The organism is Paenibacillus aurantius (genome assembly GCF_032268605.1).
Classification (GTDB): Bacteria; Bacillota; Bacilli; order Paenibacillales; family NBRC-103111; genus Paenibacillus_AO; species Paenibacillus_AO aurantius.
The window spans coordinates 3,952,299-3,979,052 of sequence record NZ_CP130318.1 but is presented as its reverse complement, the minus strand read 5'-3'; the positions used below and the strand labels follow the sequence as shown (position 1 = coordinate 3,979,052).

Annotated in this window: 17 protein-coding genes; 16 read left to right on the top strand and 1 reads right to left on the bottom strand. The window is 57.6% G+C overall.

What is annotated here, in order from left to right:
* Window positions 1–139 precede the first annotated feature (139 nt).
* From MJA45_RS17995 to MJA45_RS17930, 14 genes are all read left to right on the top strand, one after another.
* A complete protein-coding gene (locus MJA45_RS17995; RefSeq protein WP_315603287.1) occupies window positions 140–1,891 on the top strand; it encodes a cache domain-containing sensor histidine kinase in 1,752 nt (583 codons plus the stop codon).
* A 5-nt stretch (window positions 1,892–1,896) separates the two neighbouring features.
* Window positions 1,897–3,465 (top strand): response regulator transcription factor, encoded by a 1,569-nt coding sequence (locus MJA45_RS17990; protein ID WP_315603286.1) that lies wholly within the window; start codon window positions 1,897–1,899, stop codon window positions 3,463–3,465.
* Window positions 3,466–3,571: 106 nt separating this feature from the next.
* Window positions 3,572–4,900 (top strand): ABC transporter substrate-binding protein, encoded by a 1,329-nt coding sequence (locus tag MJA45_RS17985; protein WP_315603285.1) that lies wholly within the window; start codon window positions 3,572–3,574, stop codon window positions 4,898–4,900.
* A gap of 193 nt (window positions 4,901–5,093) precedes the next feature.
* On the top strand, window positions 5,094–5,996 hold the full coding sequence (locus tag MJA45_RS17980) for a carbohydrate ABC transporter permease (protein WP_315603284.1): 903 nt from the start codon (window positions 5,094–5,096) through the stop codon (window positions 5,994–5,996).
* 121 nt (window positions 5,997–6,117) lie between these two features.
* Window positions 6,118–6,894, top strand: coding sequence for a carbohydrate ABC transporter permease (locus tag MJA45_RS17975; protein WP_315608051.1), 777 nt, complete (start codon window positions 6,118–6,120; stop codon window positions 6,892–6,894).
* Window positions 6,895–6,919: 25 nt separating this feature from the next.
* Window positions 6,920–7,963, top strand: a complete 1,044-nt coding sequence (locus tag MJA45_RS17970) for a glycoside hydrolase family 88/105 protein (protein ID WP_315603283.1) — start codon at window positions 6,920–6,922, stop codon at window positions 7,961–7,963.
* A gap of 100 nt (window positions 7,964–8,063) precedes the next feature.
* Entirely contained in the window at window positions 8,064–10,049 is a 1,986-nt protein-coding gene (locus tag MJA45_RS17965; protein WP_315603282.1) for a beta-galactosidase, read from the top strand.
* A 203-nt stretch (window positions 10,050–10,252) separates the two neighbouring features.
* The gene (locus MJA45_RS17960) at window positions 10,253–11,215 is read left to right on the top strand and encodes an ABC transporter permease (RefSeq protein WP_315603281.1); all 963 of its coding nucleotides are present in this window, start codon (window positions 10,253–10,255) and stop codon (window positions 11,213–11,215) included.
* 62 nt (window positions 11,216–11,277) lie between these two features.
* Window positions 11,278–12,162, top strand: coding sequence for a carbohydrate ABC transporter permease (locus MJA45_RS17955; RefSeq protein ID WP_315603280.1), 885 nt, complete (start codon window positions 11,278–11,280; stop codon window positions 12,160–12,162).
* Between the two features lie 44 nt (window positions 12,163–12,206).
* Entirely contained in the window at window positions 12,207–13,784 is a 1,578-nt protein-coding gene (locus MJA45_RS17950; protein ID WP_315603279.1) for an extracellular solute-binding protein, read from the top strand.
* A 182-nt stretch (window positions 13,785–13,966) separates the two neighbouring features.
* The gene (locus tag MJA45_RS17945; RefSeq protein ID WP_315603278.1) at window positions 13,967–16,309 is read left to right on the top strand and encodes a helix-turn-helix transcriptional regulator; all 2,343 of its coding nucleotides are present in this window, start codon (window positions 13,967–13,969) and stop codon (window positions 16,307–16,309) included.
* A gap of 108 nt (window positions 16,310–16,417) precedes the next feature.
* Window positions 16,418–19,009 (top strand): exo-rhamnogalacturonan lyase family protein, encoded by a 2,592-nt coding sequence (locus MJA45_RS17940; RefSeq protein ID WP_315603277.1) that lies wholly within the window; start codon window positions 16,418–16,420, stop codon window positions 19,007–19,009.
* Window positions 18,985–19,677, top strand: a complete 693-nt coding sequence (locus MJA45_RS17935) for a DUF1961 family protein (protein WP_315603276.1) — start codon at window positions 18,985–18,987, stop codon at window positions 19,675–19,677. Before MJA45_RS17940 ends, MJA45_RS17935 begins: the two co-directional genes overlap by 25 nt.
* 20 nt (window positions 19,678–19,697) lie before the next feature.
* Entirely contained in the window at window positions 19,698–20,507 is an 810-nt protein-coding gene (locus MJA45_RS17930) for a polysaccharide deacetylase family protein (RefSeq protein WP_315603275.1), read from the top strand.
* A 178-nt stretch (window positions 20,508–20,685) separates the two neighbouring features.
* Here the strand turns inward: MJA45_RS17930 and MJA45_RS17925 are convergent, their stop codons facing one another.
* The gene (locus tag MJA45_RS17925; RefSeq protein WP_315603274.1) at window positions 20,686–22,956 is read right to left on the bottom strand and encodes a rhamnogalacturonan lyase; all 2,271 of its coding nucleotides are present in this window, start codon (window positions 22,954–22,956) and stop codon (window positions 20,686–20,688) included.
* Window positions 22,957–23,258: 302 nt separating this feature from the next.
* Here MJA45_RS17925 and MJA45_RS17920 point away from each other — a divergent pair, with 302 nt between their 5' ends.
* Together MJA45_RS17920 and MJA45_RS17915 are read left to right on the top strand one after the other, a co-directional pair.
* Window positions 23,259–24,545 carry an FG-GAP-like repeat-containing protein gene (locus MJA45_RS17920; RefSeq protein ID WP_315603273.1) on the top strand — a complete coding sequence of 429 codons (1,287 nt, stop codon included), beginning with the start codon at window positions 23,259–23,261 and terminating at the stop codon, window positions 24,543–24,545.
* Entirely contained in the window at window positions 24,542–26,740 is a 2,199-nt protein-coding gene (locus MJA45_RS17915; protein WP_315603272.1) for a glycoside hydrolase family 88/105 protein, read from the top strand. Before MJA45_RS17920 ends, MJA45_RS17915 begins: the two co-directional genes overlap by 4 nt.
* Window positions 26,741–26,754 lie beyond the last annotated feature (14 nt).

Below are 26,754 nucleotides of genomic sequence, written 5' to 3'. Positions count from 1 at the left end.
GATAGGTGCAGGCAACTCCCGATTTGGGATGGGATCCTGTTCCGCCGGCGTAAGTTTCCGGAAAGATCAGGAGGATTGACCTTTGGGCAGGCCGGTGACATAATCATAATACCATTCCAACAGCAGGGAGTTTCCGGCCATGAAGGTAAGCGCTATCATCGATGCCTACCGGCATATGAACATTCGCAACAAGCTTTCCCTGCTTCTTACCTCGGTTGTTCTCGTGTCGCTTGCCTTTACGATTGCCGTGCAGCGGTACGCCTTTTCCCTGTATGACGGGCAGATCTACGAGAAATCCTCCCGTGTGCTCAACCTGTCTTCGACCGCTATCGAAACGGAGCTGAAACGGCTCGAGCAGCTCTCCTATAATCTGGTGGCGGACGCTCAGATCCAGAAGTGGCTGACCTCGCTTAAGGACAACCCGTCCGGCTACGATACCCTGCTCGTCCGCCAGCAGCTGACGGACCGGCTGTTCAGCTATTCGGGCTCGGAGTCCTACGTCTATTCCATCCAGATCTTCGATGCGGGGGGAGGGGAGCATGCCGGGGGAAATATCCGTCCGTTCTCTCTAGGCAAGTTCAAGGAGATTACACGGATTGCGAACGAGGCGCAAGGAGAGAACCGCTGGATTTTCCCGGACAGCAGCGATGATGCACTGATTGCGGCAAGGGAGATCCGCTCGTTCACGAACACGCAGTTCGATCTTCGCAATCTGGGCACGCTTGTCCTGCGGATCAACCTCAAGAGAATCGCTCACGACCTTGCTTCCGGCGAAGGGGATTTGATGATTGTCTCCGAGGAAGGGGTCATTTATGCGGACAAGCCGACGCCGAATCTCGAGAACCTGCCTCTGTCTACCGGGAAACAGCGGGGATACGTCATTACGGAGCTCGGCGGCGAACAGTATTTTGTCGCCTACCGGCGTTCCCCCGACTCGGGCTGGACCTATCTTAACCTGACCCCGTTCCGGCAAATTTTTGAACAGATTCTGTTCATCAAAGAGCTGGTCGTGTTCGTATTTGTCGGCATTTTTCTGGTGGTGATCGTGCTTGTCCTGCGCTTCTCGCGCAACATTACCCATCCGATTTACGATCTGATAGGGCGGATGAAGCTGGCGGAGAAGGGGAATTTTGAGGAGGCGAATTTCGCTCCGGCGGGCGAGGGTCCGGTGGTGATGAACGAAATCGGGCTGCTGCAGCGCACGTTCCGCCTGATGATCGAAAGGATCAATAGGCTCATCAAGGAGAATTATTCCAACCGTCTCTTAATCAAGGAAACGGAGTTTAAAGCGCTCCAGGCCCAGATTAACCCGCATTTTCTGTACAATACCCTGGAATCCATCAACTGGATGGCCAAGGTGAACAAGCAGGACCGGATTTCGACGATGGTGGAAGCGCTTGCGTTTCTGCTTCGCCAATCCGTCGATATGAAGCGGCCGATGATCACGCTCGAAGAGGAGCTGGACATCGTACGCAGCTATGTGACTATCCAGACGATCCGCTTCGAGGAGCGGTTGGACTTCCGAATGGACGTACCGGAAAGGTTCTTCCGGCTTGCGCTTCCGAAGCTGACCCTGCAGCCGCTTCTGGAGAATGCCATCCATTATGCCCTGGAGCCGACGATAGAGCCCTGCCGGATTACCCTCCGTGCTTGGGAAACGGATTCGGACATTCGATTGGCCGTGGAGGATACCGGCCCCGGAATTCCTGCCGGCACGCTCGAGAGGCTGAAGAGCGGAGAGCTGCTGACCAAGGGCAAAGGCATCGGGCTGCTCAATATTGACGAGCGGATCAAGATCGCCTTCGGCGAAGAGTATGGAATCCGCCTGGAGAACACGGAAGGTGGAGGAGCCCGCGTCATTCTGGCTCTTCCCCGGGACAAGGAGGAATAACCGGCATGTACAAAGTGCTTCTGGTGGATGACGAACGGATTATTCTCGAAGGAATTTCCAGCATGGTGGATTGGGCTTCCTACGGCACCGAGCTGGCCGGGACCGCCCGCAATGGCATCGAGGCCATGAAGAGGATTTCCGAAGCTCCGCCGGATATTGTCATCAGCGATATCCGCATGCCCGGCATGGATGGGCTCGAGCTGGTCGAGAGGGTTCATGCGGATTATCCGGAAATCCGCTTCATTCTTCTATCGGGCTTCGGTGAATTTGATTACGCGAGCCGGGCGATGCAGTTCGGGGTTAAGCATTACCTGCTTAAGCCGACCAATGAGGAGAAGATCGGAAGCACGCTGGCTGAGGTGACCGGAGAGCTCGATCAGGAGCGGCAGAAGGAGACCTTCGTCGAATCGATGAAGGAGGAGCTGGAGAAGGTCAAGCCTCATGTGAAGGAACAGTTTCTTAAGGAGTTTGTTACCAACAAAACCTACGGAACCCGCGACTGGGAGGAGTACCGGAAGCTTTTCGGCCTTGGCCCCGATTACCGGGTCCGTCTCCTGCTCTTTCAGCTGGAGGGAAGCTTTGAATACGAGCACCTTTTTGCCATCAAGAATATCGCGTATGATCTGCTCGACCATCCCTTATTAAGCACCACGATAGGCGACCACGTGCTTATCCTTCTGGAAGATGGGGAAGGGGACGGGGAAGGGAAGCTTCACGAACGCATCTACGAAATCCGGGATATCTTTCAGAGCTATTACAAAAAAGACCCGACGATCGCCTTAAGCGAGCCGGATCGCCTCACGAACGCCCGAAGCCTGTACAAGGAAACGCTTCAGTGCCTGACCTATCGCTTCTATCTGGAGGAAGGCAGCCTCATTACCCGCAAAGATACCGCTCCGCTTCCGGCAGAGCCGGCCCGGGAGTTCGTGTTCGACGAAGAGCGGCTACCGATGGCGGTAAAGTCCGGGCACCGGGAGGAAGCCGAAGCCGCGCTGACCGCCCTGTTGGATGGGCTTAAGGAAGCACAGCTGGACATAGCGGTCACAAAATCCTATGTCATTCAACAGTTCGTCTCGATTATCCGGCACTGCGAGCCCGACCAAATGGGGGAGTATTACCGCCGCATTTCTCACCTTGTCGAGATGACGACGCTGCAGGCCGTCGGGGCGTTTCTTGAGAAAACAGTCGAGGAGCTGACCGAGAAGTTTTACGAGAATCAGGTCCGGAAGCACAGCGCGGTGATCCGGCGGGCCATCGAGGTCATCCACGAGCATCTGGGCAACCAGGAGCTGTCGCTTAACTGGGTCGCTCATGAAATGCTGTATATGAACGCCGATTATCTTGGCAAGCTGTTCAAGAAGGAGACGGGGGAGAAGTTCTCCAACTACGTCATGAAAGCGAGAATTCGCCAAGCCACGGAATGGATGGCGGAGGAGAAGGACCTGAAAATCTTTGAGCTGGCCGAACGCCTCGGCTTTGGGGACAATCCCCAGTACTTTTCCCAGGTGTTCAAGAAATATACGGGAAGTACGCCCTCGGAGTATCTTAAATCGACGGATATCTCTGCTTTTTAAACAACGAGGTCGGTATTTTGGATTAACGGGAAACGCCCTTCTGACGGATAATAACAGATGTAAGCCTTATCATTAGAGAGCGAATCCGATCGGGGAGGTAGTTTCATTGAAAAAAGCGATTACCGCAGCATTATCTTCAGCCTTGTCCGCAGCCCTGCTGTTAACCGCGTGCGGCGGGGGCGCCAGCTCATCTTCCGGTTCCACGTCCGGTTCCACACCGGCCGCAACGTCGGGGAGCAGCAAGGATCCGGTCACGCTCCGCGTCGCCTGGTGGGGGGGACAATCCCGCCACGACTATACGCTTAAAGTGATTGACTTGTACATGAAGAAGAACCCGAACGTCAAAATTGAAACGGAATACGCGGCGTTCGACGATTACTGGAAGAAGCTGGCCCCGCAGGCGGCGGCAGGCGGACTGCCCGACGTCATCCAGATGGACATTTCCTACCTGACCCAGTACGGGGGAAGAGGGCAGCTGGAGGATCTCGATCCCTATATCAAGAAGGGGACGATCCACACCGGGGACATCAACGAGAACAGCCTCTCGGGCGGCAAGGTAGACGGAAAGCTGGTGGCCCTGAACCTCGGCTCCAATGCCCTGCAGGCTACCGTGGACCCGCAAATGCTGAAGGATGCGGGGGTAACGCTTAAGCAGGACTGGACGTTCGCGGATTGGGAAGAGATCGGCGCCAAGCTGAAAGCCAAAGGGAAAATGATCGCGGCGGACCTTCGTCATGACGTATACTTTCCTTTCTACCTGAGAGGAAAAGGACAGAAGATGTACGCCGCCGACGGCACTTCCCTCGGTTACTCCGACGACAAGCCGTTCGTGGAATTCTATACCATGTACAAAAAGTGGTACGATTCCGGGTACCTGCTCCCTCTGGATAAGCTTTCCCAGAAGAAGGGGACGCCGGAGGACAGCGAGCTGGTTATGGGGAACGCCGCTTCGTCGAACGGCTGGTCCAACCAGTACATTCTGGAAGCGGCAGCGGCCAAACGACCGGTGGACCTCGTTCCGGTACCGGGCTGGAGCCAGAACAAGGCTCTCTTCCTGAAGCCGAGTATGTATTTCTCTGTAGCCAAATCCTCCAAGCAGAAGGAAGAGGCGGCGAAGTTCATCGATTTCTTCCTGAACGATATCGAAGCGAACAAAATCATTAAAGGGGAGCGCGGGGTGCCCGTTTCCTCCAAGGTCAAAGAAGCGCTTATGCCGGATCTGACCCCGGAGCAGAAGAAAGTATTCGAATATGTCTCCTGGGCCGAGAAGAACAGCTCCCCGATGGATCCCCCTAACCCGGTAGGGGCGGTGGAAGTGGATAAGCTCTTGAAGGATACCGTGGAGCAAATTCTGTACAAGAAGATTTCCGTAGAGGAAGGCGCCGCCAAATTCCGCAAGGAAGCGAACGCCATTCTCGCGAAGAACAAAAAATAAACCTTACGAAAAGCTCCTTTGGAATGACCGGAAGTGCCTTCAGGCGGTTCCCGTTCCAGGGAGCTTTTTCTCATGCGGGCAGGGAGCAAGCGGCTTGGCTGAGCCTCGGCTATTTGAACAAAAATGACGGTTTTTTGCCTTCTTCGATAGGGGGCGGCGGTTTACACTTAAGGAAAGAAAGGGGTTGAGCGCCATGACAAAGCTTCGGGAGAACGACAACCTGGTCGGGTATGTTTTTGCCTCCCCGTTTATTCTAGGGTTTCTCATCTTTACGGTCTATCCGATCTTCTCGTCGCTTTATTATTCGTTTACGGATTACAACCTGTTCGAAGCCCCGAGATGGATCGGGTTCGACAATTACGACAAGATGTTTACAGGCGACGACAAGTACTGGAAGTCGATTAAAGTCACCTTTACGTATGTTCTGGGCAGCGTTCCCCTCCGGCTCGCCTTCGCACTGGCTGTGGCCATGATGCTGAACAAAGCGGTAAAGGGAATCGGTCTTTACCGGTCGGCCTATTACCTTCCGTCTCTTATTGGAGGAAGCGTAGCGGTGTCCATCATGTGGACCCAGATTTTCGGAGACAAAGGACTGCTGAACTCGGCGCTCGGCTTGATCGGTATCCACACGGAGACTTCCTGGATCGGCAGTCCCGGAACGGCGATCTGGACGCTGATAGCGCTTTCGGTTTGGCAGTTCGGCTCTTCCATGCTGATCTTCTTGGCCGGGCTGAAGAATATCCCCGCCTCCTATTATGAGGCGGCGAGTGTGGACGGAGCCGGCGGAGTCCGGAAGTTTTTTCAGATCACGCTTCCGCTTCTCAGCCCGATCATACTCTTCAATCTGATCATGCAGACGATTTCCGCCTTCATGACCTTTACGCCGGCCTACATTATCTCCCGGGGGGAGGGCGGACCGCTGGACAGTACGCTGCTTTATTCGCTTTACCTGTACCGCCGGGCGTTCCAATTTTACGAGATGGGCTACGCCTCCGCCATGGCCTGGGTGATGCTTATCCTGATCGGATTGATTGCGCTTGTGCTCTTCCAGACCTCCAAATACTGGGTTCATTATGAAACGAAAGGAGGCCGTTAACATGGCAGCCGGCAAGCTTGTGATCAACCCGCCGTCCCAGGCGGCGGCTTCTTCCCGGACATTCCGCCATGCGTGGAAGCCCGTTGTGTATCATCTCCTTATTGGCGGCTTGGCTCTGTTCATGATCTACCCGATTCTATGGCTTCTGACCAGCTCGCTTAAACCGAACGATGAAATCTTTACCCAAGCTTACAGCCTTATCCCCTCGAGGCTTGCGTGGGAGAACTACGCCAGCGGCTGGCGGGGCTTCGCCGGGAATTCCTTCTCCACCTTCTTCCGCAATTCTTTCTTTATTGTGACGGTTTCGACGGTCGGAGCGGTGGTCTCTTCCGCCCTTGTCGCCTACGCCTTCGCCCGGATTCCGTTCAAGGGCAAGGGGTTCTGGTTCTCCTGCATGATGATGACGATGATGCTGCCGCATGACGTGACGATCATTCCCCAATACGTTATGTTCTCGAAGATGGGCTGGCTGTCTTCGTTCAAGCCGGTTATCGTGCCGCAGTTTTTTGCGGTTCCGTTCTTCATCTTCCTGATCATGCAGTTTATCCGGACGGTGCCGGCCGAGCTGGACGAGGCCGCCAAGATGGACGGCTGCAGCAAATACGGCATCTTTTTCCGGGTGATTGTGCCGTTGATTGTCCCGGCGCTGATTACCGCCACCATCTTCTCCTTCTACTGGAGATGGGATGACTTCATCAATCCGCTGCTTTACTTGAACAAGCCGGAGCTCTATCCGGTCTCGCTTGCCCTGAAGCTGTTCCTCGACGGGGAATCGCTCAACAACTGGGGCGGAATGTTCGCCATGGCGTCGCTGTCCCTGATTCCGATCTTCATCGTATTCTTTGTGTTCCAGCGTTATATCGTAGAAGGAATCAGCACCAGCGGATTGAAGGGATAACCGCATGAGAGGAGATAACGAAGAGATGCCTAAGCTAGTTTTTGACGAACAGGAGATCCGTTCCGCCATCGACCGGGTGGTGGAGCGCACGTACCGGATGGATTTCAGCTGGGATTGGCCCGGCGGGGTCGCGTTCTACGGGGTGTGCGAGGCCTATGCGGCCACGGGGAAGGAAGAATACCTGAACGGCTTGAAGGCCTGGGTGGACGAGAACATGGAGGACGGCCTTCCCAAGCTGTCCGTTAACGGGGTGTCCATCGGTCACGCTCTGCTTACGCTCTATGAGGTGACGAGGGACGAGAAATACCTCGCCACGGCTACCGAAATGGCGGAGTATTTGACCCATGAGGCCGAGCGGTTCGGGGACGGAATTTTCCAGCATACGGTGAACTCGGAATCGTATAACTTTCCGGAGCAGGCCTGGGTTGATACGATGTTCATGGCTGGCTACTTCCTGCTGCGAATCGGAGCCCTCCTTAACCGGGAAGATTACTTTGAGGACGGGCTGAAGCAGTACCACGGGCATGAGAACGTCCTGCAGGACCCGGTGACGAATCTGTATTATCACGGGTGGGACAATCTTGCCCAGAATCACATGTCGGGCATTTATTGGGCGCGGGGCAACTCCTGGGCGGCCTTGACGATGGCCCGGGCGTTACAGCTTATTCCCGTCACGCATCCGTCGTTTATGATTATCGACGGGTCGCTTCGCGACCAGCTAAGCACTCTTGTCCGCCTTCAGGATGATTCGGGTCTTTGGCATACGGTGCTCACGGACCCGTCGGCGCCGCTCGAGACGTCCGGCTCGGCCGGCATTGCGGCCGCCCTGCTTACGCGGGGAAGGCTCTACAACAAATACACGCAGAAATCCATTAACGGCATCCTTTCCCAAATTACCGCAGACGGAACCGTTACGGGAGTTTCCGCCGGTACGGCCGTTATGAAGGACGCGGACGGCTATAAGGGAGTACCGGATAAACGCATTCAGGGATGGGGGCAGGGCTTGGCGCTTGTTTTTCTGGCAGAAGTGCTGAACTCCACCCAGAACCGGTTCGGAAACGGGTGTTAAGAGCAAAGCAAGGGGAATCCCGTTTCATTTGGCGATCGGTGGACGATCGGCCAAATGGCGGGATTTTTGTGCAGTCTATTCGACTAACGGAGGGGTTAGAATGAGCGGTAAATTGTATCATGGGGCAGCCTGGTATCCCGAGCTGTGGGAAGAAGAGGTACTAAGGCAGGACATCCGGATGATGAAGGAAGCGGGCATCAATGTGGCGCGGATCGGGGAATTCGCCTGGTCGACGATGGAGCCGAAGGAAGGGCAGTTCGACCTCAGCCTGTTCGTCAAAGTTATCGGATGGCTGAAGGAGAACGGGATCGATACGGTGATGTGCACCCCGACCCCCACGCCGCCGATCTGGTATACCCACGGCCATCCGGAGAGGATGTATGTGGACCGCGAGGGCAAGGTGATGGGACACGGGTCCCGTCAGCATGCCTGCACGAACCATCCCGTTTTCCGGGAGAAGGCGGCCTTGATCACGGAACAGATCGCGAAGGCGGTAGGCAGGCAGCAGGGCCTCGTCGGGTGGCAGATCGACAACGAATTCAAGGCTCACGTGTCGGAGTGCATGTGCGCGACGTGCCTTGGCGAATGGCACGGGTGGCTGGAGAAACGATACGGAACGGTGGAAAGGCTTAATGACGCTTGGGGGGCCCAAATCTGGAGCGAACGGTACGAGGCCTTCGAGCAGGTTCCCCAGCCCGGACCGGCGCCGTTCCTGCACAACTCCTCGCTCAGCACGATGTACCAGCTCTTCTCCATGGAGAAGATAGCCGAGTTCTCGGACGAGCAGGCGGCTGTCATCCGTCTTCATTCGGATGCCCCCATTACCCATAACAGCAGTGTGGCCTTTCACGTGGATAACGAAAGGCTGTTCCGGAATCTGGATTTTGCTTCCTTCGATACGTATGCCACTTCGGACAACCTTCCGGCCTATCTGATCAACTGCGACCTATGGCGCAACTTCAAGAGGGGAAGGGATTACTGGATTATGGAAACCAGCCCGTCCTATGCCGCATCGCTTGAGAGCTACGCTTCCCCGCATCCGAACGGCTACCTTAAGGCGGAGGCAGTGGCGGCTTATGCGCTCGGCGCGGAAGCGTTCTGCTACTGGTTGTGGAGGCAGCAGCGCTCCGGCTGCGAGCAGCCGCACGGGTCGGTGCTGAGCGCGTGGGGCCAGCCGACGGTCGGCTACGCCAATGTGCGGGAGGTGGAGGAAGCCCGCCAGGCTATCGAGGAAGTAATTCTTGGCACCCGTCCTGTGCAGGCGGAGACGGCCGTCACCTATTCGGACCGCGCCAAGGCGTTCCTCAAGACGGAGCCCCACCGGAAGTTGAATCACCGGGGGCTGATGACCGGCTTCTATGAAAGACTGCTCGCGATGGGCATTCACCGGGACCTTGTCCCCGAAGGAGGGGAGCTCGAGGGCTACAAGCTGTTGTTCACCCCCTTCCTACCTTATGTGTCTCCCGAATTGACGGAGCGTGCCATGAGAATGGCGGAAAAGGGAGGGATCTGGGTCGTCGGACCTCTTTCCGGCGGTCGCACGGAGGAGCACACCGTTCCTGCCGACTGTGCCCTTGGCCCCTTGGAGGCGCTGGCCGGCGTGGAGACGGTCTTCACCTATCCCATGGAGGGGACCGGTTCGGTCGGGCAGGCGTTTGGCGTATCCGCTCCTCTCTCGTTGTGGAGCGCCGTCTTCCGGCCTCTTGAGGCCCAGTCGGCGGGGATCGTGGAGCAGGGACTCACGCCGGGCCTTTCCTTTCTTACCGAGCGCAAGCACGGCAAAGGTAAAATCGTCCTGCTCGGGTCCATGCCGGAAGGAGAGGAGGGCGACCAGCTTCTGAGAAAGCTCGTCGACCATTATGCCCGGGAGGCTCAGGTCACCCTGCGGACAGATGTCTCCCCGGGGACGATCGTCGCTCCAAGAAGAGGAGAAGACGGGGACGTCTGGTTCGTCATCAATATGGACGGACAGGGAGGGGCCGTAACTCTTCCTTCGAAGGCAGTGGATGCGCTGAGCGGAGCGGCGATCACGCCGGGCCGGCTGGAGGTAGGACGTTACGAGTATAGGGTCGTCCGCTTTACGTAAAAAGGATTAGAAATGCCGAGGAAAGCCCGTCTCCCGCAGGGGAGAAAGGGCTTTCACTCCTTTTGCCGGGTTTGCACTTTATTGAACGGATGCCATTCCAGGCGGGGCGGGAGCCGTCAAGAATATCCAATTGCCGGAAAAACAAAGCGGCGGCATAATCAGGGCTAACACCGCAAAGGCGGCAATCACTTGGAGGTGAAGGAATGAAGCAGGCAGCAGCTTCTCATCATAGGGAAATCTCGCATAAGACTTCGGTCCGCCGGCCAAGTGTGCTGGGGCGACTGCGCAAGGACAAATGGATGTATTTGCTTCTGACACCGGGCGTTCTCTACTTTATCATTTTTAAATACGTGCCCATGTGGGGCGTGCTTCTCGCGTTTCAGAATTACCAGCCGTTTCTCGGCTTCTGGAAAAGCGAGTGGGTCGGCTTCGAGCATTTCCGTGTTTTCTTTGAAAATCCCGAGTTTTTCATGCTGTTCCGCAATACATTGCTGCTTTCCTTGTACAATCTGCTGTTCTTCTTTCCGGCACCGATCATCCTGGCTCTGCTTCTGAACGAAGTCCGGATCTCCATCTTCAAACGCTCTATCCAAACGCTGATTTACATTCCGCATTTTATCTCGATGGTTATCGTGGCGAGCTTGACGTATGTCTTCCTAACGACGGAAGGCGGAGTGATCAACGAGCTGCTGAACAAATACATCGGCACCAAAATCGATTTCCTCTCCAGTCCCGACTGGTTCCGGCCCATGATTATCATTCAGACGATCTGGAAGGAATGCGGATGGGGGACGATCATCTTCCTCGCCGCCCTGGCGGGAGTGGACGTGGAACAGTACGAGGCCGCCATCATGGATGGAGCAAACCGCTGGAAGCAGACGTGGCACATTACACTGCCTTCCATCCGAAGCACGATTGTCATCCTGCTCATTCTGCGCATGGGCCATGTTCTCGACAACGGCTTCGAGCAGATCTACCTGCTGCTGAACCCGTTGAACCGCGAAGTGGCGGAGGTGTTCGATACCTACGTGTACATGGTGGGGATTACCCAAGGGGCGTTCAGCTACAGCACGGCGGTCGGCTTGTTCAAGGCGGTGGTGGGGGTCATCCTCGTGTTCGGCTCCAACTGGCTGGCCAAGCGTTTCGGCCAGTCCGGCTTGTATTAACGCCGGCCCGTCAACTATCCTGCCTAATCCTATCCATCCAAACGTAAAGGAGGAGACCATCCATGGCCAAACAATACAAAACCCCGGCGGGCGTCGCGTTCGATGTGACCAACTATCTGTTTCTCGGCTTGTTTGCGCTCGTTTCCGTGCTTCCCTTTCTCTATGTCATCGCAGGCTCCTTTGCCTCCGATGCGGAGCTGACCAAGCGGGCTGTCTTCCTGATTCCGGAGACATTCTCCCTCGCGGCCTATAAATTTATCTTCTCGACCGATACGATCATCCGAAGCATCTGGGTTTCCGTCTATGTAACCGTGGTGGGGACGATCGTCAACCTTCTCTTCACGGTGACGATGGCCTATCCGCTGGCCCGCAAAGGACTGATGGGCCGCAATACGCTGCTTAACCTGATCATCTTCTCGATGCTGTTCGGCGGAGGGATGATTCCCACCTACCTTGTGGTCCGCGAGCTTCATCTGCTCGATTCCTTCTGGGCGTTAATCCTGCCCGGTGCCATCAGCGCGTTCAACCTGATCATCGTCAAAAATTTCTTTCAGGAGCTCCCTCCCGAGCTTGAGGAAGCGGCCAAAATCGATGGCTGCACCGAACTCGCTCTGCTGTGGAAAATCGTTCTGCCGCTGTCCATGCCGGTGCTTGCTACCTTCACTCTGTTCTATGCCGTCGGCCATTGGAACAATTTCTTCTCGGCTCTGCTCTACATCAACGACCCGTCCAAGTGGCCTCTGCAGGTCATGCTGCGCCAGATCGTTCTCCTTTCCCAGGCGGCGGCAGGCGACCTCAACAACATGGACCCGAATTTCGTCAAACCGCCGGAGCAATCCATCAAGCTCGCCGTTATCGTCGTCGGCACGATTCCCATTCTGCTCGTCTATCCGTTCCTTCAGAAACATTTTGCCAAGGGAGTCTTGATCGGCTCGGTCAAGGGGTAAACGGATTTGCGATATAAGCACAACCAATTAAGGGAGGCATTCCAATGAAAGCAAACAAGAGAACGAAGCGTTGGATGACAATGGCGGCAGCCGGAACGCTGGCCGTCACGAGCTTGGCGGGATGCGGAGGCCAATCGGCGGCTCCGTCTCCGTCCGCATCCGCCGGCTCAAGCGGAAACAACCAGCAGGCGCAGGCGCCTTACGACATCAGCATCATGATCCCCATATTCAAGACGAACTACCCGAAGGACGACAGCCCCGTCGCGCTTGAGATCGAGAAGAAAACGAACACCAATCTGCATTTTGAGTGGGTTCCGAATTCCTCCTACGGAGACAAGTTCAACATCACTATGGCTTCCGGCAAGCTTCCGACCATCATCTACGTGCCGGATGTGAAATCGCCGAGCTTCGTGAACGCAGCCAAGACGGGCGCTTTCTGGGAAGTGGGCAAATATTTGAAGGATTATCCGAACTTGAGCAAGGCCAATCCGGTTATCCTGAACAATTCCTCCATCGAAGGCAAAAACTACGGAATATACCGGGGGCGGGCTCTCGGACGCAACGGCATCAACTACCGCAAGGATTGGCTTGACGCGGTGGGCATGCAGACGCCGAAGACGATCGATGATTTCTACAATATGTTGAAAGCGTTTAAAGAGAAGGATCCGGATGGAAACGGAAAGAACGACACGTACGGCATGGTGCTGGTCAAGTGGACGGGGCAGTGGGCGAGCGGCTTCGATACGATCAAGCTGTGGTTTGGCGCTCCGAACAAATGGGGAGTAGTGGACGGCAAGCTGGTTCCCGAACACCAGACAGCCGAATACTTGGAAGCTTTGAAATTCATGAAGAAGCTGTATGACGAGAAGCTCATCAACCAGGATTTTGCCGTCTTCGACAGCGCCAAATGGAACGATCCGGTCGTTAACAACCAAGCCGGAGTAATCGTAGACGTAACCGACAATGCGGCACGCCTCGATGACAAGATCCACGCCGCTCTTGCCAAGGAAGGCAAGGACCAGCCTGACAAGCATTATGTCGATAACATCATCGGCGTGACCGGCAGCCAGGGCCTTCGGGCGCTTCCCACATCCGGCTTTGCCGGCATGCTGGCCATCCCTAAATCAACGGTTAAGAATGAAGAGGATCTGAAGAAAGTGCTGACCTTCATCGACAAGATGAACGAGCCGGAGCTTCAGACGCTGGCCGGCTACGGGATCGAAGGCAAGCATTACACCAAAGCCGGTGAATTTGTCGAGCCGAGCAAGGATTCGGCTTTGCTGGAATCCGAGGTGGAAGGCCTGAACCAGATGCTGACTTTCATTCCGGAGGATCAGGGGCTGAAGGTTAAGCAAACCCCATTGCGTTTGCAGACGACCAAGATTCAGAAGGAAGCGGAAAAGTATATCGTGGCTAACCCGGCGGAACCGTTCATTTCCACGGTTTACTCCCAGAAAGGCCAGCAGCTGGATAATATCGTCAACGACGCCCGGATTAAATTTATCGTCGGGCAGCTGGATGAAGCCGGCTTGAAGGCGGCCTTCGAAACCTGGAAGAAGAGCGGGGGAGACGACCTGGTGAAGGAAATGAACGAGCTCTATGCCGCAGCCCCCAAAAAATAACTAGCCGAGCTTCGTCAGTCAGCTGTGCCCTCCCGGGCATGGCTTTCTTGACGTTTGGCGCGGAAAAGTCGGAAAAGTAATCGAAATCCTCTGAAAATTTGCTTGTGGCGGCTTATCCCGAAGGGTATCCTCATACTAAGATTAGAACCGCGAGACAAATAATCGATCAGGTTGGTGAGACGATGCTGAAAGCGATGGGAGCGGGGTGGTTCCGCGAACGGACCAAAAAGCCGGGCTCGGCAGGACGATTCTATAGAAAAAGCCTTATCATGATCTTCGTCGTGGCTGGGGTCCCCGGCCTCATTATCGGTGGTCTCCTGTACGGAATGGCCGGAGGGCGGGTAAAGAGCGAGCTTCTTCAGCTGCATTACCGTCAGATTGAACAGCGCTCGCATAATATCGACGACCAGCTCGGCAACCTGGAGCTGCTTCTTTCCCACTGGGCGTTTGACAGCAAGTTCGATACCAATCTGATCGAAACCAATTTTGTGCAAAATTATGAGAAAACGAATGACATCACCAAAACCTTGCTCGTGATGGAAGGGTCCAATTCCATGGTCAAAAAGGTGGAGCTGTATTTAGGCGGGGAGCGCCGCGTGCTCTTCAATCCGGAATACACCGTGCTGGACAACCAGACGGCATCCGCCGTGTATGAACCGCTGATCCGGACCAAGCAGGTGACCTATTGGGCCCAGAAGGCCTTTGATGCGGAGGGGAAGGGCAAACGGGATCTTATCCTCGTCCATCAAATCCCGGGCGGCACGTTCCAGCCGTTTGGCGTTCTGCTGCTGCGTTTCGATGGAGCGAAGGTCGCCAGCCTGCTGAGCACGCTTACTCCCTATAATGACGGTGAGACCTTTCTGTCGCAGGATTCGGGCGATCTGTTCGTTTCGTCTTCAGCAAGCGCTTCCAATTCGCCCTTGGTTATGGAGCTGAAGAAGAAGGTCGGCACCCTGCCGGCTTCGAAAGGGTCGTTCTTCTATAATTGGAAGGGGACGACCTACACGGTTTCGTACGGGAAGCTTTCGCGCATTTCGGAAGATTGGACGTTAGTGTCCGCCTCCCCGATTACCCAGATCACGGCGCCGGTCGTCTTCCTGTCCAAGCTGATTGTCGCCGTAAGCTTGTGTGCGCTGCTGCTGGCCGCCCTGCTGGCCTGGCTCGCCTCCCGGCAAATTTACTCACCTGTCAACCGGCTCGTTCAGGTGCTCTTTGCCGGCAAGCCGCCTGCCTCCCGGGAAAGGGAAGACGAGTTCGCTCTGATCGAATCTCATTGGCACAACCTGAACCGGGAAAGCCGGGAGCTGAACACACGGCTTGCGGAGCAGCTTCCCCATGTGAAGGAGGGCTTCCTGCATCAGCTGCTTCAAGGCTACCTGTATGCCTATTCGGAAGAAGACCTCCGCAAGCGAATGGAGCGCTTCAAGTGGCCGGTTGAAGGCCGGAAGTTCATCATCCTGTATTTGCAATTAACCGGAATTACCAGCATGGGAGGGAAATTCCGTTACGGGGATGAGGGCCTCGTGACCTTCGCTGCCGTCAATATGATTGACGAGCTGGCCGCGGAGCATTTTGGCGAGAGCAATACCATCAATTTTCATGATCTCACGGCGGGTGTGCTCCTGATGGTTCCGGGGGAGGAGCCCCATGCGGAGAAGGTGCACCGGTTCGGCCAGGAGCTGATGCAGGGCATCAACCAGATTCTGACCATGCGGGTTACGCTTGCGATCTCGCCGGCGGTGACGCAGGTCACCGACATTCCGCTTGCTTTCGAGCGGGTCAAGCATGCGGTCTCTCACCGCAATTTCGAGAATGAGAACCAGCTGATCGATCTGACGGAGGAGGTTACAGAGGGAAGCCCGGCAGAGGTCGTCTATCCCTTTGCCCTGGAGAGAGAGCTCGTTCAAGCCCTCCGAACCGGCAGACAGCCGGAAGCCGAAGAACTTCTTCAAGCGTTCTTGGAGGCGCTTACCTGCAAAGGGGCCAAGGAAATCGACGTGCAGCAGGGCATGCTTCAGCTGCTCGGAAGCATTCAGCATGCTATCCTCGTGTCGGGCATTCACCCCAACCGCCTGTTCGGGGGAGCCAATCGGTATGAGCAGCTTTCCCAGATCCGCGAGCCCGAGCTCATCATGACGTGGTTCCGGGAGAAGGTCATCACCCCTTTCCTGGAGGAAATGGGAGGCCGGACCGACGCACAGGTGAAGCGATATATCGAGGAAGCCATGATCTATCTCCAAAACCATTACCAGAACGACATCTCACTCGACAACTGTGCCGATCACATCGGGACGAATCCTTTCTTCCTGAGTAAATCCTTCAAGCAGGTGACCGGCAAAAATTTTATCGATTACCTGACCGAGCTCCGCATGGAGAAGGCGAAGGAGCTTCTGCGGGAATCCGAAATGAAGATCAGCGAGGTGGCCGAGCAGGTGGGGTACCAGCACAGCTATTTTAACCGGATCTTCAAGAAGCTGGAGGGGATGACCCCAACGCGTTACCGCGAATTGAGCCGCCACTCCTAAATGTGCAAGTCCGATAAAAAAGTGCAAGCTCCCGCCAAAAATGTTCGATTGCCGGCAAACCGCCTCCCTTTCTAGAATGAAGGAAACCATAAAGGGAGATGAAGTGGCGTGGCAACCGAGATTAAACTGAATCGCTTGAACCAAGCCGGATCCCTGCCGGCCGGCGTAGCCTGGGGAGTACCGTGGAAGGAAGGAGAGCTCGGCCGGCAGGAGACTCTGCATCTGGCCGGAGAGAAGGAGGGAGGGCTCCTGCCGGTGCAAAGCTGGCCCGCCGCCTTCTGGCCGGATGGCAGCGTCAAATGGTCGGCGCATGCGGCGGTGATTCCAGAGGGGGAGGGAGGCTTCTTCCTGGCGAGGGGGGCCGCACCCGAATCTGCTTCCAGGGTGAAGGTCACGGAAACCGACGAGGAGATTGCGATCGATACCGGCGTGATCCGTTTCGCTGTCGGGCGCTCGGGAGAGAACTGGCTCCGCGAGGTATGGCGGAAGGACGACCGGATCTGCAGCGGAGGGGATCTCGTCTGCCTTAAGGAAGAAAGAAACGAAGGCCCGGGTATCCGGACGGTTACCGAAACGGCCTTCGGAAGCGTGCTCGACAAGGCCGTGGTGGAGCAGGACGGTCCGGTCCGTGCCGTGCTTAAGCTGGAGGGAAGGCACCGTTCCCAATCGGGGAACGGGGAATGGCTCCCCTTCGTCCTAAGATTCTCTTTCTATGCCGGCTTGGATTCGATCCGGCTGGTCTATACCTTTTTCTACGACGGGCGGGAGGATTCGGACTTTATTAAAGGGCTCGGGATCCGGTTGGACGTACCGATGAACGGTCCTCTGTATAACCGGCACATCCGCCTCGCCGGCGACCAGGGCTTCTTCAGCGAGTCTCCCAAAACCCTGCACACGCGCCGTACCAAAGGAAAGTACCGCGAGCTCTTCGAAAAGCAGACGAGAGGGGAGAAGGTTATCTTCCACGAAGAGGAGGACGCTTACTTCCTCGGCCTGCTGGAGGATTCCGCCACCTGGGGCAGCTTCAAGCTGGTGCAGGATTCCTCGGAGCATTACCGCCTGTCCAAGCGGACGAAGGAAGGCTGCTCCTGGGTGAAAGCGGCGGAAGGCCGCCGGGCGGGCGGACTTGCTTATGTCGGCGGAACCCAGGGCGGTCTGGCCGCCGGGCTGCGCGGCTTCTGGGAAATGCATCCCGCCGGCTTCGAGGTCCAGGGGGCGGACGGGAGAGTGGCCGCTCTCACCGTATGGTTCTGGAGCCCGGACGCCGCTCCCATGGACCTGCGCCATTACGACACCGAGACGCATGTAGAATCGTCCTATGAAGGAGCGGAGGAGCTCCGGGCTACCCCGTATGGAATCGGCCATACGAGCGAGCTGACGATTTGGGCGACCGGGAGCACCCCGGACCCGGCGCTTCTGGAGCGTATGCGGGAGGAAGCCCAATCTCCTTCCCTTCTCGTCTGTGAGCCGGAATACTATCACGAGACGGGGGCCTTCGGTTATTGGAGCCTTCCCGACCGGAGCCATCCGGTAAAGGCCCTTCTCGAGGACCGGCTGGAGGGCATCGTTTCCTTCTACCAGAGAGAAGTGGAGCAGCGCAAGTGGTACGGATTCTGGGACTTCGGCGATTTTATGCACAGCTACGACCCGGTCCGTCATGTGTGGAATTACGACCTGGGCGGATGCGCCTGGCAGAACACCGAGCTTGCCCCCAACATGTGGCTGTGGGTCATGTTTCTCCGTACGGGGCGCGCCGATATCTTCCGGATGGCCGAGGCCATGACCCGGCACACGAGCGAGGTGGATGTCTATCACTTCGGGGAGTACGCGGGGCTTGGCTCCCGGCATAATGTGGTTCATTGGGGCTGCGGCTGCAAGGAAGCCCGGATCGCCATGGCGGGCCTTCACCGCTACTACTTTTATCTGACCGCCGACGGGCGCATCGGGGATATTCTGGATGAGGTCAAGGATTCCGATTTCTCTACCGTCAACTTGGACCCGATGCGGGCTTACTTTCCGAAGGACGAGCATCCGACCCATGTGCGGGTGGGCCCGGATTGGGCGGCCTTCAGCTCCAACTGGATGACGCGCTGGGAGCGGTATGAGGATACGGCATACCGGGATAAAATTGTGGCGGGTATCGACTGCATCAAGCAGGCCAATTACCGGCTGATCTCCGGTCCGACGTATGGCTATTACCCCGAAACCGGCAAGCTGGTGCCGATGGGGGATGACAATTACGGCCGTCACCTGGCGATCTGCATGGGAGGGCCGCAGGTATGGTTCGAGCTGGCCCGGATGCTGAAGGATGCCGAGTGGGAGGACATGATGGCCGAGCTCGGCGTCTATTACAACAAGTCCCAGGAGGAAAAGGATCTTCTGACCAAGGGAGCGGTCAGCACGAGCCGGTTCGAGCATCCGGTCCTCAGCGTCGCGATCGCGGCCTTCGGCGCTTATTATACGAAGGACGAGAGAACCGGACGCTTATGCTGGGCCATCTTGGCGGAGAATCCGTTCGCCCGCGTCCATCTTCAGGACGACGCCGTTCCCGTTACTCATGTAGACCGGCTGCAGGAGATCGACTGGATGAATACGAATGAAGCGGCGCAGTGGTCCTTGAACACGATCATCAGCCTGGACCTGATTGCCGACACGCTGCCGAAGGAGCTGAAGGAATGGAACGAACGGAAGAGAGCCTGATTCCGGCAGGATGGGAGCGGCTGTATTCCAATCCTCTGGAAAGCGAGCGGGATATAAGCTCCTTCCGGATGGAAGGGGACGGGGCGGTCACCTTCCCCATGAAGAGGATGAGGCTTGAAAGCACCCGGGATCCCGGGGAAGGCCAAGCCGCGAACCTGGTGTTCTGGTGTCCGGAGGAATTTCCTCCGGACTTGGCCGTGTCCTGGCGGTTCCGGCCGGTCCGCGAGCCGGGGCTCGCCATCCTGTTCTTATGCGCCCAAGGAAGGAAAGGCCAGGATCTTTTTGATCCGGGGCTTTCCCCGCGGACCGGCGTATACGACCAGTATCACCATGGGGACATCCAGGCGTTCCATATCTCGTATTTCCGCCGCCGCTGGGCGGAGGAGAGGGCGTTTCACACGTGCAATCTCCGCAAAAGCTACGGCTTTCATCTGGTGGCCCAGGGAGCGGACCCGATCCCCGGCACGGCGGACGCCGAAGGGGATTACCGGATGCTGGCGGTCCGGCAGGGCAGCCGGCTCTTTTTCTCCGTCAACGGGTTGGTCCTGTTCACTTGGGAGGACGACGGCCATACCTACGGTCCGCTCCTTGCGGGAGGAAAGATCGGCTTCCGTCAGATGGCCCCGCTGATCGCGGAGTATTCCGAGCTGTGCGTATACGGAAAATAATCCAGAATGGAGGAAAGGGCATGCCGAAAATCGTCCTGTGCTTTCCGGGAGGAAGGCACAAGGCTTTAACCATGAGCTACGATGACGGAAGAACGGCCGACAAGCGTCTCGTGGACATCTTCAACCGGAACGGAATCAAAGGAACCTTTCATCTGAACGGGGGGCTTTTTGAGGCGGAGGACCGCATCCCCGAAGCGGAAATCCGGGCCCTTTACGAAGGGCATGAAATAGCCGCCCTTACCCTTACCCACCCGACCATTGCCCGCTGCCCCGACGAGATGATTGTTCATGAGGTGATGGAGGACCGGAAGAGGCTGGAGCGGATCGCCGGGTATACAGTCCGCGGCATGTCCTATCCGAACGGCTCCTACAACCGCCGGATCAAGAGCATGCTGCCGTCCCTTGGCATCGAGTATTCCCGGGTGGTGGCCTCGACAGGGAACTTCTCCATGCCGGACGATTGGCACGAATGGCAGCCGACGTGTCATCACAAGCACAACCTGATGAAGCAGGCGGAAACGTTCGTTTCCCTCCACAAAGCCCAGTATCTCTATTTGATGTATGTGTGGGGACACAGCTATGAATTTGATCTTGACGGCAACTGGGAGCTCATGGAGGAGTTCTGTGCTTTCGCCGGCGGGCGGCCCGAAATCTGGTACGCCACGAACATCGAGATCGCCGATTACGTAAAAGCGTTCGAGCAGCTCCAATTTTCCGCTTCTCTTGATTTTGTTTACAATCCGACGGCCTTGAGCGTATGGCTTGGCGTTGACGGCCGGATCACGGAGGTCGGTCCGGGCCGGCAGGTGTCCATGACTGAGGCGGGCTAGGCAAGCCTGGTAAGAACAGCAGCCAGGTCAGGGCAGCCGGACCGTACGGCTCGATTTCCAGTCGAAAGGGCCTTTCTTCGTCCGGTCCAGTCAAAAGGGCCTCCCTTCGTCCTAGCCAGGACGAAGGGAAGGCCCTTTTGAAGAAGATGGGGCAAGTTTTTTTGGCCGGAGCCGCCGGTTAGTTTACGGTAAGAGATGCTGTTCCATGGAATCTTGTTCCATCCTCCAGCTGCCCGGTTACCTCCACCGTTTGCTCTCCCGACCGGTCGCCGAGAGCTTCGATCAGCTTGCTCCGGTCGACCTTGGCCATTAGGCTGAAGCCGTTGTCCCCGGAAGTGCCCTCGGCTTTCACAGATTCGGCGCTGAGTTCTTTACCCGCCACAAGCAAGGAGAGGGAGGAGGCATCGCCGGAAGCGCCGCCCAGGTAGGAGGACAGGGTAACCTTAATGGTAACCGACTGGCCCGAGCTCTTCCGGTCTAACGTCCGGGGAGCGATTTCCGCTTCAGCTGGCCGATTGACATAGAGGGACGGATGAGGAGGCTGCGTCATCCCGGCTCCCAGGAAGTAACTCGTGTGTGGAGGCTGGTTATAGGCGACGTTCTGCCAGGCGATTCCCAGCCGGTAAACGGAATCGTGAAGCAGGGTGGGGAGACGGTGCTCGGTCATACTCGTGGTGGTGTAGAGGCGCAGAGCGGTGCTGTCCTCCGTCCGCCAGATGACCTCCTCCCGCCAGTCGCCGATGAGGTCCGCCTGAAGCACGGGTGTTCCCTTCGTGTAATTGTTGGACAACGTGCCGTCCGCAGTTAAGAGACGAACGGGCTTGCTGTTCTCGTAATCCCATTTGTCAATTTTGCCGACGCCGGTAGCTGTGGTTCCGTTCCACGTATGATCCAGGAGCTCCCGCTGAAGGTCGCCGTCCCACCAAATGCCGAAGTTAATCGAGGAAGGCGTCGTCTCGCTGATCTTCTGGCCAGTGGCGCTGAACAAGCCGCTTATGCCGGCTGCCCAGGCTTCCTCGCCCGGGTATCTCGGGTCGAGATCGGCCGACATGCCCCGGCCGGTGTCCTTACCGGTATAGACGCCCCAGAGGGATTCTCCGGTAGCGGCATCGCGGAACTCCAGGCCGTAAGGGGATTTCTTATCCTCATGCACCTGCACCACTTCGAGACCCGGGCGAGTCGGATCGAGGTCCCCGACATGAAGGGCATCCCCGTGGCCCAGGCCGGTCGTATACAGCCCTTTGCCGTTATGATCGATGGCGGCGGCTCCGTAGATGATCTCATCCTTGCCGTCGCCATCCACATCGGCCACACTCAGGTTATGGTTGCCCTGGCCGCGGTAGCCTTCGTTGCCGGGGTCATTGGAATCGAAGGTCCACACCTGGCTAAGCTCGCCGTCCCGCCAGTTATAGGCGGCGAGGACGGCCCGGGTGTAGTAGCCGCGGGCCATGATGAGGCTTGGACGCTCTCCGTCCAGATAGGCGATCCCGGCGAGGAACCGGTCCACCCGGTTGCCGTAGCCGTCGCCCCAATCGGTGACCGTGCCGCGCGGAGGCTCATATGGAACGCTGGTCAGCTCCTTGCCCGTAGCCCCTTCGAAGATGGTAAGGAATTCAGGTCCGGCTAGGATGCGTCCTTCGCTGTTCCGGTAATCGGCAGCCGGATCTCCGATCACCTTACCGGTTCCATCGACCGTTCCGTCCGCCGTCTTGCAGGCCACTTCCGCTTTGCCATCCCCGTCCAGGTCATAGACCATCAGCTGGGTATAATGGGCGCCGGCCCGGATGTTGCGGCCGAGATCGATTCTCCACAGGAAGGTTCCGTCCATGCGGTAGGCATCCACATAGACGGGGCCGGTCACCCCGTTCTGGGAATTGTCCTTGGAGTTGGACGGATCCCATTTCAAGATAAGCTCCAGCAAGCCATCCCCGTCCACATCGCCGAGCGAAGCGTCGTTCGCGCTGTATGTGTACACGGAGCCGTCGGGGTTAACGCCGTCCGCCGGCTTCTTCAGAGGAATGTCGCGATACTGCTGCCCCCAGACGCCGGCCGGCTCCGAGGTTTCCTGTTCCTTGCCGTTTACAACCGGCTTAACGGTATAGCGGGAAGAGGGCGTTCCCGCGGCATCCAAGTAATTGGTCGAAGAGGTCAGGGGCTGGTCCGTGAGCCTGCGGCCATCCCGGTATAGATGAAAGGCTACGTCTTCCGGGTCCGTTCCAAGCAGACGCCAGCTGACGAAGTTGCCTTCCGGGGTTTGGACGGCGACCAGTCCCCTGTCCAGAAATTCCATTTGCCGTTTTCCTTCTGTGGCTGCCGAAGGGGGATTTCCTTCCGCCGCAACCGCTTTCAAAGATGAGCCGGATGAAACGAGCTGCAGTGCCGCGAGCAGACTGACGCCGGTGAGGCCGGCTTTCTTCTTCCAGTTCCTTGACCGCTTCCTGTTCTTCATCATACTGCCTCCTTGAGGGAAAGTGGTTCACCGGCCGGTTCTTTCCTGAATCTTCCGGGGTGACCCTTTAAAAGTAAGACAACCCCATTTTTCCGTAAATAAGAAAAAATTACCGAAGGCTCCTGCCGGGGATCCGCAAGAAAGTGGCAGGCCGTCAAGATAGTCCAAGCCCCGTTCCAAGCCGGGCAAAAAAGTACGATTGTGCGGAGAACGGATTTTCGCTAGGCTCCTCATTAGAAGAAGGAACAGGGTCCGGGGCGCCGGACGCCTTTTCCGATTACCATATTCGTGGAGGGAAGACCATGAGCCAAATGATTCATCACGAAGCCTGTCTGCTGGGCGAAATCGACATTCGGCAGGCGGGCCCCCGCTGCAAAATGCTGCTCGGAGATCTAAACGGCGACGGGCGGATGGAGCTGCTTCTCGTTCAAGCCGACAACCGCCAGGATGTCCGTTATATTCCTCACCAGGTACAGTGCCTGACGGCCTTTGACCTCGAAGGCCGGGTTCTGTGGCAAACGGGTACCCCCGACCCCGGAGCCGGGGGCCAGGGCTCGGATTATCCGGCCCAAATCGCCGACATCGACGGGGATGGGCATCTCGAGGTGATCTGCGTTATGAATGACCGTCTTATCATTCTGGACGGAAGAACCGGGGAACGGAAAGCCGTGCATGAGCTTCCTGACCCGCAGGCCCATGACTGCATCGTGGTGGCCAATCTGACAGGCGCTCCGTTTGCAGGCGATCTGATCCTGAAGGACCGGTATCACCGGATGTGGGCGTTCGACAACCAGTTTAACCTGTTATGGACCCACGAGGGAAACCCCGGGCATTTTCCGTGGGTATACGATTTGGACGGGGACGGCAGGGATGAAGTGATGGCCGGGTATGATCTGCTCGATCACGACGGAACGCTTCTGTGGAGCTGCCGGGATCTCGAGGACCACGCGGATTGCATCTGGGTCGGCGACGTCAACGGGGACGGAGAGCCGGAGCTCGTGATCGGAGGCAGCGTTACCGTCATGTATGACCGGCACGGACGGGAGCTGTGGCGGTACGAGGGCTCCGTCGAATCCCAGCATATCGCGTTAGGCCGTTTCCTTCCGGATAAGCCTGGCCTCCAAATCGCCGGATTGGACCGTCTTGTCCGGGAAGACGACGGGAAGGGGCTGAAGGGCAAGGATGCCTTGTTCCTGCTCGACAGCGAAGGCCGCGAACTGTGGAAGGAGGACCGGCAGACGGACGGCTGGCTGACGATCATCGAGCCTCTGTCGAACTGGGAGGAGGGAGCGCCGGATTATATCCTGGCCTTCCGCCGGGGCGGGGGAGTCTATCCCGGTCTGTACGACAGCGCCATGAAACGGGTCGTGGAGTTTCCGTCCGAAGGTTATGCCGTGCATGCCGATTTATGGGGCGGGGGAACGGAGCAGGTGATTGTCTACTCGGATGAACGGGCGTCGATCTACGCAAGCCGTCCGGCCCGTCTGGACAGCCGGGCTCCGGGACCCCTTCCCCAGCCCAAGCGGCTGTCGAGCTCGACGCTCTATCCCGGTGGAGAGATTCCGCTGAAGGGAGGGACGGAGAGATGACGGCTGGGGGATATTTTCATGAGAACGACTCCATCGCCGGGAGAACGGCCGGACGCCCGGAGGGCGTGTTGGAGGCGGTGGCCAACCGGTTCATCGGAGCGCATCCCGCGCTCCCTCCGGTCTATCGCGTTCATTCCGTCAACGGATTTCCCAGGGGAGCGGATTACCGGTACGTCATGGATTTCACTTCAAGGTGGCCGGAGATGGCCGACGGGCAATTCGTCTATGCGTGGAGCCGGGTGTGGAGCGACCAGGAGGCCGAGGTTCCGTTCAGCTTGTCCTGCTTCAGCCCCGCCAAAGTCTACGTTAACCGGTCGCTGGTCTATGAATCCAATCTGAATGACGATGTCTTTCCGGACCGGAACGCTTATTTCCGCACCAAGCTCAGCCGGGGCTGGAACCATCTTGTGCTGGAATTCGTGCGCACAGGCACTGGCTGCGGGGGGAAATTCGGAACGGGTAGCATCAAGGGCTTCCCGCTGCACGTGCTCGCGCCCACCCTGGACCGGGAAGGGCAGGAGGGATGGGTGTACAGCGCTCCCCAGGTTCTTCCCTTGTCGGTTATTCCCGGAGGGGAGGATGGGGAAGCGGTAAATGCCGCCTTCCTCTACCCGGAGGCGGATTGGACGGCCGATCAGAGGGAGCGGGGCTGCTTCGCGCGAATCTTCGGTTCCCATCCGGGCAAGTTGGCCTATGCCTGGGCGAAGGTGGAGAACCGGGGAACCGGCAGCCGGAGTGTTTGCTTGAAAGGAACCTTCCAAGGACCTGCGGCTGTCTTCCTAAACGGTGTCCCCGTCTTTCGATCGGAGGAGCCCGCCGCGGAAGTCTCTCTGGAGCTGAATGTCCCTTGCGGTTGTCACGAGCTGCTGGTCCGCTCGATGGGGACCGGCTCCCACTGGGGGTTCACCTTGGAGGCGGAAGGGGAGAAGGTCCGCCTGGTTCCCCCTTATCCGGTTCAGGGCCTCCCCGGCACCTGGCTTTACCTCGGTCCCTTCTCTGCGGCTCCGGACGAGACCGGACTTTGCCGGATGGACACGGTATTCGGAGAAGGGGAGGAACGAACTTTTTGGCAGGCCGACCGGCCGGGAGCCCGCATTCGGCCCTACCTCGAGAACCCCATGTTCGGGCGCTGGAATTACCCCCTCGGGGTTACCCTTTACGGACTCCTTCGCACCGGCGTGGAGCTTGGACGGCCGCATTACTCCGATTATGCGGCAAGCCATATCGGGCAGTGCAGCTCCCTGTTTGCCTACAGCGAATGGGATCGGGAGACGTACGGCTCGCCCGGCGTCAACCATCAGCTCTCGCTGATCGACAGCTTGGACGACTGCGGCTCGTTTGGCGCCGCCCTGCTGGAGGCCCATCGGGTCAAGCCGCTTAACGGCGCCCCCGAAGCTGCTGCGCGGATAGCCCGCTACATAACGGAGGAGCAGGATCGTCTGCCGGACGGCACCCTTTACCGGGTGCGGGGAACGACGGATTTTATGAAGGATACCGTCTGGTGCGACGATCTGTACATGAGCACCCCCTTTCTCAGCAAATATTCCCGTCTAACCGGGGACGCTTCCTATCTGGACGATGCGGCCGAACAGTTCCTGCTTTACCGCAGCAAGCTGTTTATGCCCGACCGGCAGATCATGCATCACGTCTATGACGCAAAATTCGGCAAAGGCAACGGGGTTCCTTGGGGCCGGGGGAACGGCTGGGTGCTGTTTTCCTTAACCGAGCTGCTGGCGCTTATGCCGCAGGAGCATAAGCGCCGGCAGGAGATCCTCTCTTTTTTCCGGGAGCTGTGCGAGGGCTACCTACGGCTGCAGGGAACGGGCGGATTATGGCACCAGGTGTTGACCGACCCCGATTCCTATGAGGAAGCGTCCTGCACCTCCATGTTCCTTTACAGCTTCGCGCGGGGAATAAGATTCGGCTGGCTGGCCGATGCCGAGCCTTATGCGGAAGCGGTCTGGAAGGGCTGGGAAGGCTTGACCCGCCGGTGCATCGACAAGCACGGGAATGTTTACGGAGTGTGCCGCGGCTCCGGTTATTCCTTCAATCCTTACTATTACAAGGACGGCCTCTCCTGGCTTCTTAACGATACCCACGGGATCGGCATTGTCCTCCTGGCCGGGATCGAACGAATCCGGCTGGAGAAGCATTTGGCGGAGCATTCCGGCTCCCTGCCTCAAGCCTGCCTATAAACAGGCGCCACTTC

Bases quoted from the DNA above. Each gene is read 5' to 3' on its own strand.
- MJA45_RS17960 (WP_315603281.1), top strand. From the start codon at position 10,253: ATGAAGCAGGCAGCAGCTTCTCATCATAGGGAAATCTCGCATAAGACT.
- MJA45_RS17915 (WP_315603272.1), top strand. From the start codon at position 24,542: ATGACGGCTGGGGGATATTTTCATGAGAACGACTCCATCGCCGGGAGA.
- MJA45_RS17945 (WP_315603278.1), top strand. From the start codon at position 13,967: ATGCTGAAAGCGATGGGAGCGGGGTGGTTCCGCGAACGGACCAAAAAG.
- MJA45_RS17990 (WP_315603286.1), top strand. From the start codon at position 1,897: ATGTACAAAGTGCTTCTGGTGGATGACGAACGGATTATTCTCGAAGGA.
- MJA45_RS17920 (WP_315603273.1), top strand. From the start codon at position 23,259: ATGAGCCAAATGATTCATCACGAAGCCTGTCTGCTGGGCGAAATCGAC.
- MJA45_RS17980 (WP_315603284.1), top strand. From the start codon at position 5,094: ATGACAAAGCTTCGGGAGAACGACAACCTGGTCGGGTATGTTTTTGCC.
- MJA45_RS17930 (WP_315603275.1), top strand. From the start codon at position 19,698: ATGCCGAAAATCGTCCTGTGCTTTCCGGGAGGAAGGCACAAGGCTTTA.
- MJA45_RS17925 (WP_315603274.1), bottom strand. From the start codon at position 22,956: ATGAAGAACAGGAAGCGGTCAAGGAACTGGAAGAAGAAAGCCGGCCTC.
- MJA45_RS17965 (WP_315603282.1), top strand. From the start codon at position 8,064: ATGAGCGGTAAATTGTATCATGGGGCAGCCTGGTATCCCGAGCTGTGG.
- MJA45_RS17935 (WP_315603276.1), top strand. From the start codon at position 18,985: ATGGAACGAACGGAAGAGAGCCTGATTCCGGCAGGATGGGAGCGGCTG.
- MJA45_RS17950 (WP_315603279.1), top strand. From the start codon at position 12,207: ATGAAAGCAAACAAGAGAACGAAGCGTTGGATGACAATGGCGGCAGCC.
- MJA45_RS17955 (WP_315603280.1), top strand. From the start codon at position 11,278: ATGGCCAAACAATACAAAACCCCGGCGGGCGTCGCGTTCGATGTGACC.
- MJA45_RS17975 (WP_315608051.1), top strand. From the start codon at position 6,118: ATGATCTACCCGATTCTATGGCTTCTGACCAGCTCGCTTAAACCGAAC.
- MJA45_RS17995 (WP_315603287.1), top strand. From the start codon at position 140: ATGAAGGTAAGCGCTATCATCGATGCCTACCGGCATATGAACATTCGC.
- MJA45_RS17970 (WP_315603283.1), top strand. From the start codon at position 6,920: ATGCCTAAGCTAGTTTTTGACGAACAGGAGATCCGTTCCGCCATCGAC.